Annotated in this window: 8 protein-coding genes and 1 pseudogene; 6 read left to right on the top strand and 3 right to left on the bottom strand. The window is 46.8% G+C overall.

Annotation, left to right across the window (positions count from 1 at the left end):
• Positions 1-83: 83 nt before the first annotated feature.
• The 6 genes and pseudogenes from AC5RDS_RS17040 (at position 84) to AC5RDS_RS17015 (ending at position 8436) form a co-directional block, all read left to right on the top strand.
• A complete protein-coding gene (locus AC5RDS_RS17040; protein ID WP_013610973.1) occupies positions 84-416 on the top strand; it encodes a hypothetical protein in 333 nt (110 codons plus the stop codon).
• Between the two features lie 97 nt (positions 417-513).
• On the top strand, positions 514-2850 hold the full coding sequence (locus AC5RDS_RS17035) for a TonB-dependent receptor (RefSeq protein ID WP_494222417.1): 2337 nt from the start codon (positions 514-516) through the stop codon (positions 2848-2850).
• Between the two features lie 41 nt (positions 2851-2891).
• Positions 2892-3908, top strand: coding sequence for a hypothetical protein (locus AC5RDS_RS17030; protein ID WP_494222416.1), 1017 nt, complete (start codon positions 2892-2894; stop codon positions 3906-3908).
• Positions 3909-4695: 787 nt separating this feature from the next.
• A pseudogene (locus AC5RDS_RS17025) lies at positions 4696-5277 on the top strand (TIM barrel protein); the annotation flags it as partial.
• A gap of 14 nt (positions 5278-5291) precedes the next feature.
• Entirely contained in the window at positions 5292-5390 is a 99-nt protein-coding gene (locus AC5RDS_RS17020) for a hypothetical protein (protein WP_491677496.1), read from the top strand.
• A gap of 85 nt (positions 5391-5475) precedes the next feature.
• On the top strand, positions 5476-8436 hold the full coding sequence (locus AC5RDS_RS17015) for a PEP/pyruvate-binding domain-containing protein (protein ID WP_013610970.1): 2961 nt from the start codon (positions 5476-5478) through the stop codon (positions 8434-8436).
• Between the two features lie 134 nt (positions 8437-8570).
• Here the strand turns inward: AC5RDS_RS17015 and glmS are convergent, their stop codons facing one another.
• The 3 genes from glmS to bioD form a co-directional block, all read right to left on the bottom strand.
• The gene (gene glmS / locus AC5RDS_RS17010; protein WP_013610969.1) at positions 8571-10415 is read right to left on the bottom strand and encodes a glutamine--fructose-6-phosphate transaminase (isomerizing); all 1845 of its coding nucleotides are present in this window, start codon (positions 10413-10415) and stop codon (positions 8571-8573) included.
• A gap of 117 nt (positions 10416-10532) precedes the next feature.
• On the bottom strand, positions 10533-12335 hold the full coding sequence (locus AC5RDS_RS17005) for a peptidase U32 family protein (protein ID WP_013610968.1): 1803 nt from the start codon (positions 12333-12335) through the stop codon (positions 10533-10535).
• 54 nt (positions 12336-12389) lie between these two features.
• A complete protein-coding gene (bioD, locus tag AC5RDS_RS17000) occupies positions 12390-13055 on the bottom strand; it encodes a dethiobiotin synthase (RefSeq protein ID WP_013610967.1) in 666 nt (221 codons plus the stop codon).
• Positions 13056-13137: the final 82 nt, after the last annotated feature.

The raw sequence follows: 13137 nt of genomic DNA, 5'->3' as shown, positions 1-13137 counted from the left end.
CAAATATACATGGTGTTTATGCTTGCAAATCATTATTTGTAGGTATTGCGAGTGATGATTAAAACCGTTAATTTTGCAAACTAATGGATCGTACGAAAAAAAGACAGAGACAGCGGGCTGTCATAGCATGCATGTTGTTGCTGACATTGATGCCCTTTTTCCTCGTGAAAGCTTTTCATGTTCACGGGGAACATTCGTGCGTATCCCATAACGAACAGGGGCACTCCCGTCACGATTCTCCTGAAAATTGTACCATCTGTCTCTTTACGCTCTCTCCGTTTATCGAGGCAGGGATTTTTATATACGATTATATTCCGACTGGCAGACCTGTCAGGTATCTTATCTCCGGGGAAACAGATGTCATCGTCACTCTTTTCCCGCATTTCCTCCGTGCACCCCCTGTGTGTTTGTCATAACTCCCTTGAGGGATTCGCATGCCATCACTGTGATTGCGTGCAGGGGCTTTTCATGTCCCGTCTTAACAGATTATAACCCGTTTATATTTTTTCAAGTATGACATTTCATGCATATCTCCAGTATGTGTGCCTGCTTGTTGTCTGCCTATGTACCCTCCCTTCTCCCATGGAAGCACGGGTACAGGCTGACCGGCAATCGACGGGCACACGCGATACTCTGCTGGTCATTGACCAGGAAAGCGGGCTTCCCATTGAAGGGGCCTATATCCTGACCGGGGAACGGTTACTTGTCAGCTCCCCCCGTGGAATGATTGTTTTCGGCCATGGAACGTGTTTCATGGATACGGTCCTCGTGCAGTGCCTGGGTTACGGTTCCCGGCGTGTGCCTTTGAACGAGGTATTCAAAGAAAGCAGCATACATACCGTATGTCTCTCCCCGAACATACAAAAACTCGGGGAAGTGGTCGTGACCGGTGAACGTGCCGGAGCGTCACCCAACGTGGTGAGCCGGCGCCTTTCATCTCCCGAGATCAGGAACGCGCTGGGAACCTCGCTTGCCACCCTGCTCGAACGTGTCAGCGGGGTAAGTTCCATCAGCACGGGAACCACTGTATCCAAACCCGTTATCCAAGGAATGTACGGGAACCGGATACTAATCATCCATAACGGTGCCCGCCAGACCGGGCAGCAATGGGGGGCCGACCACGCTCCCGAAGTGGACATGAACGGCAGCTCCTCTGTTTCGGTAATTAAGGGCTCCGATGCGGTAAGATACGGTTCGGATGCCCTTGGAGGGATTATCGTCATGGAGCAGTCTCCGCTTCCTTTCAGAAAACGCTCCCTTCGAGGGGGAATCTCCGCACTTTACGGAAGTAACGGGCGTCGCTACGTGGCTACCGGACAGCTCGAAGGTGCTTTTCCCGGTGATTTCGCCTGGCGTCTGCAGGGAACCTGGTCAAATTCCGGGGACCGTTCCACTGCGCACTATCTTCTGAACAACACGGGAACCAGAGAGTATCACGCTTCCGCCTCTCTGGGCTATGACCGCGGACGTCTGAGAGTGGAAGGTTTCTACAGCCGCTTCTACAGCCGGACAGGGGTGATGCTCAGCGCTCAGATGGGTAGCGAGGACCTGCTGGCGGAACGTATCCGGCTTGGTCGCCCCCTGCACACGGATCCCTTCTCCCGTGGTATCAGGCCTCCCTGCCAAGAGGTCACCCATCAGATCGCATTCGGCAGGATGCGGCTCGGCATGAAGAAGGGGGGAAGTATTCACTGGCAGAGTACCTGGCAGAAGGACGATAGGCAGGAAAACCGTGTCCGGCGGCTGGATTCTAACATTCCGGCGGTTTCCCTGTACCTGAATTCATTCCAGCATCTTCTGCGCTGGAAGCGGGATTACCGCTCCTGGCAGGTCGAGGCGGGAGGTCAGGTCATATTCATCGAGAACCACAGCCGCGCGGGTACCGGATTCGTGCCCGTTATCCCGAACTACACGGAGACACAGGCAGGGATATACGGAATCGGGAAATATCACCTGGCCAGGGGAGGCGTTGAAGCAGGCCTCCGCCTGGATATGCAGGAAACCCGTGCCAGTGGTTATGACTGGACGGGAAGCCCCTATGGCGGGACAAGAAAGTTTAACAACGTGTCCTACAGCCTGGGAGGACACTATCAACTTTCCAGACGCTGGAGGCTCACCTCCAACTTCGGTCTGGCTTGGCGTGCCCCTCACGTGTATGAACTGTACAGCAACGGGAACGAGCTCGGGTCTGGGATGTTTGTCAGGGGAGACTCTGCGATGCACTCGGAAAGAAGCTACAAATGGATATCTTCCCTCCGTTACGGCGACGGGATGTTCAGCGTCTGTCTGGACGGTTACCTGCAATGGGTGGACGGCTATATCTATGACGGGCCGGAGAAAGAGACAGTCACCGTGATTTCGGGGACATACCCGGTCTTCCAGTACAGGCAGACCCCGGCTTTCTTCCGCGGTATGGACTTTGACCTGCGTTTCACTCCGGGCGGTTCATGGGACTACCATGCCGTCGTCTCCTTTATACGGGCAAACGAACGGACAAAGGGTAATTATCTTCCTTATATTCCCTCCTTCCGTTTCAGCCATGAACTTGCGTGGATCCACGAGACGAAATCGCATCTCAGGCTGCGCCTGAACATCAGGCACCGTTTCACCGCAAAACAGAGGCGGTTTGATCCGGACACGGATCTTATCCCGTATACTCCCCCGGCGTACCATCTCCTCGGGTTCGACGCTGCTCTTGAACTTCCCGTGAAACGGGGACGCCAGGTCCGGTTCATGCTGTCGGCAGACAACCTCCTGAACCGTGAGTACAAGGAATACACCAACCGCTCGCGTTATTATGCGCATGATATGGGACGTGATGTGCGTTGCGGTGTAAACTGGATTTTTTAATTTATAACAACTATAATCAACACTAATAAATAAAAAGAAAAATGAGAACAATTGCATGTAAAACCGTGTGGGCACTTCTGATAGGAGTGTCCCTTGTCCTGTCGCTGAACTCTTGCAGCAAGGATCCTGTAATACCAGAAGACGAGACGAAGAACAAACTGCATGAGGACCCGGCAAAAATGACCGTCCGCCTCGTTGAATGCCACCTGCACGCTGACTGGAACGAGATACAGAAGGCCGGAGGTTCCCACCAAAATCCGGAATCCCCGGCCAGGTATATGAAACGTGTCCAGGAGATCACTTATGAACTGAAGACCGGCAGTGGATGGACCCTTGCTGAAGGAAGCCAGGGCAAGTTTTACGTTCAGAAAAACGGCGAATATAAAAATGGAAACAACTTTACCCCGGCCCCGGTTTACCTGATGTTTATCTATTACTACAATTCCAAAGGAGAGTTGATGAACGGCCAGTTCGTGGAGAACGGGCAGGAGAATATCCACCAGCATTTCTTCACCCCGGAGAACGTGAGACCTACCTTTGACGGGAAACCGGAAGCTGACGACAATGATCCGGAGGCACTGGTGGATTATCTCTACGTGGATACCACGCCCTGGGACAAGACCAAACATGACAACGAGGCGGAAATTACGGGAGGCACTAACCCGGTAGGATTAAAAGGAGTTATCCGGTTCCTGAAGGACCGCAAGGAGTTTGACCTAAAACTCCGCCTGTATCACGGCTACAATTCTAAAAAGAACCCGCAGACAAACGGCTTTGACCCGTTCTACAAGCCCTCCGGGGTATTGATCCAGCGTGGAACATGGGATATTAACCTGAGCATCCCGGTAGTGGTATTTTGGAGCCGCGAGGAGTTTGTTGATGTGGACCCGGAGGCAGATGTGAACCTAATCGGGGAGGATAGCTTGGATGAAGACAGCAACCGCACGCTACACTCCATCATGAAAACCTTCAATCTTACATGGAAGGAGGCGCTTGAGGAGTTCATCTCCTATACCTATCAGGCGGGGGATGTGGAAGCTGGATCCATATGGCTTTGATCATCTCGCGTAGGATGGAATTCTCTCTTTATCAATCTACAGGCGGCAGGTGGGGCCGCCTTTTTTGTCTTGTGCAGCGAAAAAATCCCATCTGCCATGCTTAATCCCCGTGGTTTACTTGGGGATGTATTGGGACATGCTTTACCATCTCACCCTGTTCCATTTTTCATGTTTGGCAAGTTGAAAAAAATCCTATACATACAAGACGTACCGTTTCCTTACCGACGGGTTTGGAACCGACTTCCCGTCTTTCGTGCAATTTTCCCGCTTGGTTACTGAACTTTTTTGGTCTTTTTCCGATTTGATGCATATAAGTTTATGCTTCCTTTCCAGGAAACAAGGAAGTGTCAAATGTCTAACTAATAAAAAACTTATGGCAACAGTTAAAACAGTATTGGTAAAAGGAAGGAGCAACCGGTCCGGCAAATTCCCGTTAGTCGTGCAGGTTCTTCACAAGCGAAGGAAAAAGGTTGTTTATACAGGATTCAGTATCCCGGATACCCTGTTTGATCCCGTAAAAGGAAGGGTTATCGACGGCGGGGAAAACACCCCGGAGTCGATTCGGAGGATCAACCACAGGTGCGAAAGTATCTCAAGAGTACTGTTAAAGTGTATTTCAATGATAGAAAAGAAATCCCGGGAATACGAAATAGAGGACGTGTTCAGGACTTACGGCGTGTTAACCCACGAAGCCGGTTTTTATTTCTATTTTTCACGGAAAATCCGAGAGCTTCGTGAAAGCGGTCATTAGGAAACAGCCCGGGTATACGCCTCCAGCCTGCGTTCCATGCAGAGGTACCTGGGAAAAAAGAATTTTCCTTTCATAAAACTCTCTTCCCGGATCATTTCCGACTACCAGGGGAAACTGCTCGCTTCTATCGAAGCCTACGAAGAAATAGTTGCCTATGCCCGCAAGAAACAGGCTGAAACAGGGAGCAAACTATTGTGGGGAACAGCGAATGTCTTCGGACATGCCCGTTATATGAACGGAGCAGCTACCAATCCCGATTTCGATGTCGTGGCACGGGCTGCTGTCCAAATAAAAAACGCATTGGATGCCACTATCGCCCTCGGAGGTGAAAACTATGTTTTCTGGGGAGGCCGTGAAGGTTATATGTCCCTACTGAATACCGATCAGAAGCGTGAAAAGAACCACCTCGCCCTCCTATTGGCCAAAGCGCGGGATTATGCCCGTAGCCAAGGTTTTAAGGGAACATTCCTGATCGAACCCAAACCGATGGAACCGATGAAACACCAATACGACGCAGATACAGAAACGGTAATCGGTTTTCTTAAAGCACACGGCCTCGATAAAGATTTTAAAGTAAATATCGAAGTCAACCATGCCACTCTCGCCGGCCATTCGAAGAAGGTAAACTTTCGCTGGAAGATCTGCGGGAATATGCGATCGCTCACGGAGAACCCAAACAAACCAGCGGTAAACAAGAACTATACGAAGCAATGATCAATATGTATATTTAACCATTGTCAAGTCGCCAAACTTTTGTAATTTTACATCATTCTGTACAACAGGATAGCTAGTCTATTACCATTGAATGATCTGTTTATGTCAATCGAACTACACAAAATCTACAAACGTAAAAAGAGCGACCGGGACATTTTCCAGGAATTAATGCCCTTCAAAATCAAAGAAATTCTTTTGATCGCCAATTATTATGATGCTTATACCATCGAACGGGAAGGGCAATTCACCGATAAAATCGTGGGGGAATATTTACAGGTCAACCTGTATACCGCCCCCCGTTTTACTTCTGTCGCCAGCGAAGCAGAAGCCCTGAAGATTTTGTCCGAAAGGCATATCGACCTGATCATCCTGATGGCCGGTCTGGACAAACAAACTCCTTTGGTCATCAGCCGTCATCTGAAAGATTTGTATCCGAATATCTGTCAGCTGATGCTGGTAAACAACAATTCGGACCTGGCCTATTTTCATACTATAGAAGATCGGTTGTACGAATCTATCGAAAGGTTGTTCGTCTGGAACGGTTCCACCAAGATATTCCTGGTCATGGCCAAATACATCGAGGATAAAATGAACCTCGACCGGGACACCCATTTGGGAGATATCCGGGTAATCCTATTGGTCGAAAACTCGATCCGGTATTATTCCCGTTATTTGCCTTTACTTTATACTGAGGTCATGACACAAACTCAGGAACTCATTTTCTCAGAACCTCAGGACAACGATATGAGTATTGTGATGAAAATAAGGGTAAGACCGAAAGTAATATTAGCAACCAACTATGAAGAGGCAGTATACGTTATCGATCATTACCGGGAAAATCTGATCGGAGTCATATCGGATGTGCGCTATAAACGGAATGGAGAGGAAGATGAAGAAGCCGGAATCGAATTGATCCGCTATGTCAAGCGAACCGGAGCGTATATTCCCTGTATGCTTCAAAGCCAGGAGATAGAAAATACAGTAAAAGCAGAAGAGTTGCATGCTGCTTTTATTAATAAAAATTCCCCGACTCTGGCTCATGATATCCAGGATTTTATCAAAGGATATCTGGGATTCGGAGATTTTATTTTCCGGAACAAAAACGGAGAACCGATCGACAGAGCCACTTCGATAGAAGAATTTAAACAAAAACTGCTGAGCATCCCGGATGAATCTTTGATATACCACTCCATTCGCAACGGTATTTCCACCTGGTTAATGGCCCACCGGGAAATTACTTTAGCGAAACATCTGAAAAGATACCGGTTTGAAGATTTCCCTACTCCGGCCGAAATGCGGCAATTCATCCTACGGGTATTCGAAGCGGCAGAACTGAAAAAAATCAAAGGGCGGATCATCAATTACAACCCCAAATTAGTCGATTCGAACCGTTACATCACCCGTTTAGGTAAAGGTTCCTTCGGAGGTAAAGGCCGGGGAATGGCTTTCCTGTCCAATTTTATCGAAAACGTCGATTTTAAGAAGCTGATCCCGAAACTAAAGATAGAAATTCCGAAAACGGCGATCATCGGTGTGGATGAATTTGATAACTTCATAGATAACAATGGGTTGAGTCGGATTATTTATAGTGATGAAAGTTACGAAGAAGTGAAAGCGGCCTTCATAGCGGCTCCCTTATCTCAAAAACTCAGGGACAAGCTCCGCTCCTACCTGGAAGTGATGCGTAAACCCTTGGCCGTACGCTCGTCCGGTTTGTTCGAAGATTCGCTCAGTCAGCCTTTTGCAGGTGTTTATTCTACGTATTTGATTCCCAATAACCACCCCGATATCGAACGCCGGATCGACGATCTCGAAACTGCCGTAAAACTGGTGTATTCATCGATATTCACCGATAGTTCGAGAGCTTACTTTCACGCGATCGACTGTATGATCGAAGAAGAAAAAATGGCGGTAATCCTCCAGGAGGTAGTAGGAAACGAATACAACGGAAAATATTATCCCAACATCAGTGGAGTCGCCCAATCCTATAACTTCTATCCTTTTTCTTACATTAAACCGGAAGATGGATTTGCAGTCATAGCACTGGGCCTTGGAGCATATGTGGTGGGGGGAGAAAAGACCTATCGTTTTTGTCCCCGTTATCCCAAATTGCAACTGGCCTCTATCCAGGATATGGCCCGGGATTCGCAAAAATATTTTTATGCCATAGACATGATCCATCCGGACTACAATCTGGTGAAAGACGGTGAAGATGCCGCTATCCGATCTTATGACTTGAAAGCGATAGAAGAAGACGGTAATTTACAGCATTGTGCTTCGGTCTACGATTTTATGAACGACCGCATAGGTTTCGATTTCAGTGTACGTGGCCCCCGGATTGTCAACTTTCCGGACATACTGCAATACGACTATATTCCTCTGGCTTCGACCCTGGATATACTGCTGGATATTTTCTCCCAGGCGATGGGAGCTCCCGTCGAAATGGAATTTGCAGTCAATCGGGAAAACAAAGAATGGAAATTTTATGTCCTGCAGATCAAACCCCTGATCAAAAATGAATATCATATGGATATCGACAAAGAAAATATCGATATGAGTAAAGCGATCTTACGGGCCGACAAAGGAATGGGCAACGGGAAAATCACCGACATTCAGGATCTGATTTATGTCGATCCCCGACATTTCGACCGCTTGCGCACCGAACAGATGGCCGAAGAAGTGAAATTTTTCAATGAAAAATTAAAAGCCACCGACACCCCCTATATCCTGATCGGACCGGGACGTTGGGGAACACGGGACAAATTGACCGGCATTCCTGTATTGTGGTCGGATATTTCTAAAGCCAGGATTATCGTCGAACAAGGATTAAGGGATTTCCCCCTGGACGCTTCGCTGGGGTCCCATTTCTTTCACAATGTGACTTCCATGAATGTCGGATACTTTGCCGTACCTTACGAATCGGACAGCTCCTTCATCAATTACGACATTATTCGAAATCAGCAATTGATCGAAGAAAAAGAATTCGTCCGCCACGTCCGGTTTGCCAAACCCGTAACGGTCTATATGGATGGCAAAAAACAGACTTCTGTAATCGTAGAATAGCCTTACCGGTAAAAAGGGAGCCGGACAGATAAAACAGCAACAACGAATAAAACGATGCAATCCAGTTTTAAACCGTTACTCCTGTTTTAACTGTCGGCACCGTTTTATCTACCGGCTAAAAGCCGCTATCCGTTTTATTCAACCGTAACTGATTTCGCCAGGTTTCTGGGTTGATCCACGTTGCGTCCTTTATTAACGGCAATGTAATAAGCCAGCAATTGCAAAGGGATGGAAGCTACTAAAGGAGCAAAAGGTTCCAACACATGAGGTACTTCGATGCAATAATCGGCAATATCGTGTACCAACTGGTCGCCTTCACTGACAATAGCGATTACTTTTCCTTTCCGGGCTTTGATTTCCTGTATATTACTAATGGTCTTTTCGTATATACTATCGGTAGTTGCAATAGCTACTACCGGCATTTCTGCATCGATAAGTGCTATAGGTCCATGTTTCATTTCGGCAGCAGGATATCCCTCGGCATGGATATAAGAAATCTCTTTCAATTTCAATGCTCCTTCCAAAGCGGCCGGATAGTTATAGCCACGTCCCAGATAAATGAAATTACGGGCATAAGTAAATATCTTAGATAATTCCTTTACCGGCTCGGCATTTTTCAAAACCATAGAAATCTTTTCAGGTATACCCTGCAACTCTTTTACCATTTCTTCGAAACGAGCTTGGGTAATAGTCCCTTTCTGCTGAGCAATAGTCAAGGCCAACATCGAAAGTACGGTTACCTGGCCGGTAAAAGCCTTGGTGGAAGCCACGCCGATCTCAGGTCCGACATGAATATAAGAACCCGAATCCGTAGCCCGGGCAATCGAAGAACCGACTACATTACAGATGCCGTAGATAAATGCCCCTTTCGATTTCGCCAGCTCTATCGCAGCCAGGGTATCGGCCGTTTCTCCCGACTGGGATATGGCGATCACGATATCTCCCGGATGGATCACCGGATTCCGGTAACGAAATTCCGACGCATATTCCACTTCAACAGGGATACGGCACAAATCTTCGATCAAATGTTCGCCGATCAAAGCAGCATGCCAGGAAGTACCACAGGCAACAATTACAATCCGGTTGGCATTCAGGAATTTATCCCGATTATCGATTACGCCGGAAAGTACCACACTATTTCCTCCTACATTGATTCTGCCCCGGATACAATCCTGTAAAGTACGAGGTTGTTCATAAATCTCTTTCAACATAAAGTGGGGATAACCTCCTTTTTCCAACTGGCTTAAGTTCATAGCCAGCTTTTTTATCTCAGGAGTGATTTCCACATTATTCAAATCCACTACTTTCAAAGGCTCTCCCCTACGAATCACCGCAATCTCTTCATCATTGAGGTAAACGACCTTATCCGTATATTCCACAATAGGCGTAGCATCCGAAGCTAAAAAAAACTCATCCATACCGATTCCGACAACCAAGGGGCTACTTTTACGGGCAGCTATGATCTCGTTGGGATTGCTTTTGTCCATCAATGCAATCGCATAAGCACCGATCACCTGATGCAAAGCCAACTGTACACCTGTACATAGATCCACCTGGTTGGTACGCATAATATACTCTACTAAATACACGATGACTTCGGTATCCGTATTACTGCGAAAAATATATCCTTTATTTTCCAATTCGGCCCGTAACACCGTATAGTTCTCGATGATACCGTTATGGATCAGGGCCAGATTTTTCGATTGGGAATAATGGGGATGTGCATTTACATCATTAGGTTCCCCGTGAGTAGCCCAACGAGTATGGGCTATACCGATACAACCCGATATATCTTTCGACTCGGCAAAACGCTCCAGATCAGCCACCTTGCCCTTCGTCTTATAAACATTCAATTCTTGATTATCCGAAATCAAGGCAATACCTGCGCTGTCGTATCCACGATATTCAAGACGATGCAAACCTTTGATCAGAATAGGATAAGCTTCTTTAGTTCCTATATAACCTACTATTCCACACATAAATTTTTATTTTAGCCCCTTAGGCTTATTTCTATTTTCCATAAATTCGGAAACAAAAATATAATATCGATAGCAAAGTAGGTTGGGTAGTAACATTTTTTTACAACATTTTAAACTTTATACATGTTTTATTACTTTCATAAAGCAGCGCTGACAATCGAATTCCAATCGGAACCGATGTTTGTCGTTGACCAGAAAAAGCGGAAATTCCAAATCTTTGTTTTTCTGCATTTTTCGGCAACGTCCTAATTCATACAACAGGCAATAACGGGTATGCATTAAATCTTTTTCCCCCGACTGAAATCCCGATTTCTCAAAACATGCTCCGACAACAGGTACCCCACAAGCTTCATAGAAATTTTTCGCTCCCTGATTAGCAATATTATAGTGCCAATCGGCTTCAACGGGAACAGAAGTCAGGGGCTTCCTATGTCCCGGTAACATTTTCTCCCGCCGGGCTTCTCTGGCCTCTATCAATTCTTCCAATAATTTCCGACGTAATGCATTGGCCGCTGCTGCCGGAATAAATAAGACCTCTTCGCCGTTCAAATCTACACTCTCACACTCAAAATCGGAATCTCCGCATTTCAGGAGTTGTTGTTTGAGGCGTTCTGCCTGCTGAGGATTCTGTGCCTTTTCAAAAGTTTCTTCCGAGCGTAAAATCACTTGTACGCCATCTTCGTCGGTCACTTCCAGCCATAAACAGCGATCCGCTGTCCATGCTTTTATTTTTATCCGGATCTTCCGTACGGATTTCACTTTGTCCAAACGGATATTAAAGCGATGATCGTAATTCCGGAACAATTCGGTCCCCGGCCGGAGCTTTACCGTTTCATTACAAACAATCCGGTTTCCCACAGCTTCATTGACCTTTATCCCTTTCAATCCGCCCTGCTCCAAATAGCATAATCCGTCTCCGTTCGCCAACTCCCCGATAGCATCCAAAATAATAGTATTTCCCTTTATTTCTTTAACTATCCCTATCTTTTTTCCCATCGATTTCGGCGTATCCATATTAACTAATCCCCTGTGCCGTCCCCTGATAAAATAATCGGAACTTCCCCGGCTGAAACTCCGCTCAGGATCTGCTTCGAATGCCGACAGGATATGTCCGGAACCACTCCGCACAATGCCGGGGTGGTTCCCGATCAGCGAAGAATAATAATTCGTAACATTCGCCACATAATTCTCATCCTTCAGGCGCCCTTCTATTTTAAACGAATCGACTCCGGCTTCTATTAAATCATCGATATAAGAAGAAAGATTCAAATCTTTGAGAGACAATACATATTTATCTCTAATCAACTTTTTCCCACTGTTATCTTCGACAGTCCATTTCATCCGGCAAGGCTGCGCACATTCGCCCCGGTTAGCCGAGCGGCCGAACATATATTGAGAGAGATAACATTGTCCGCTCAGACTGACACACAAAGCCCCGTGTATAAACACTTCCAGTTCGGCTTTCACCTCTTTCCGGATCTCCCGGATTTGCTCCAACGAAAGCTCCCGGGCCAATACAATCCGTTGAAATCCCAGCTGATCTAAAAACTTAATTCGTTCGAGTTCATAATTGTGCATCTGTGTGCTGGCATGCAAACAAATCGGGGGCAGATCCATATTCAATATGCCCGGATCCTGAATGATCAAAGCATCGACCCCGATCGCGTACAATTGCCGGATCATTTTTTCCGCTTCGGCCAACTCCGAATCATACAATATTGTATTCAGGGTAACGAATACCCGGCAATAAAAACGATGGGCATACCTCACCAAAGTCCCGATATCTTCAAGACTGTTGGCTGCAGCTTTACGGGCCCCGAAAGCAGGTGCCCCGATATATACCGCATCGGCCCCATTATCGATAGCGGCCTTACCGACAACAAGATCCCTGGCCGGAGATAATAATTCTACTTTTTGCATATGTTCCTCTTTCGACTAGAACGGCTCATTCCTTCCCTGTAGAAGCGATGCGATTTATTTCAATTCCAGTTCAGGCCACTTATCCCCCTCAACCACAGGTAATTCCAACAGACGACAATCCGGGAAATGTTCATCCAGATATTGCCGGATAATGGTAATCGAGTCATTCTTGATCCACTCACTGTCGTTGGGAAAGTCGTTATAAACGACGTAAGCTACCTCGATACCGCGTAGACGACACAATTCAAGACTCATCAGGGTGTGGTTGATACTGCCCAATTTTGACGACGACACCAATATCAACGGATGTTTATATTCCTGGATATAATCGATCGTCAGATACTGCCGGCTGACAGGCACATACAACCCACCGGCCCCCTCGAGCAATACGACATCGTAAGCGGCAGCTAATTTTTCTGTAGACCGATGAATCCGCTCTACATCGATTTCTACCCGGTCGATCTCGGCTGCCAAATGAGGCGAAGACGGGTAAGTCATGACATAAGGACAGGTCGTACCGTCTCTATCTACTTCCTGAGGAGGAATCCCCATAATTTCCCGGTGTTTCAGTATATCTTCCGAAATACCGACACATCCGGTCTGAATAAACTTCTGAGTGATCACATGCACTCCTTTTTGTAACAACGTCCGGGCTATTACTCCCGTAACGATCGATTTTCCGGCATCTGTATCGATCCCGCTAATAAAATATACAGCCATGTTTCAACTTATAATTTTATCTTACCACAAACTCCCCCTTATAGGTCTGTTTCAATTCATTCGGACAAAAATATAAAATTCA

The organism is Odoribacter sp. (assembly GCF_985060555.1).
The sequence above is the reverse complement of the archived record's forward strand: the minus strand, read 5'-3'. Positions and strand labels throughout refer to the sequence as shown.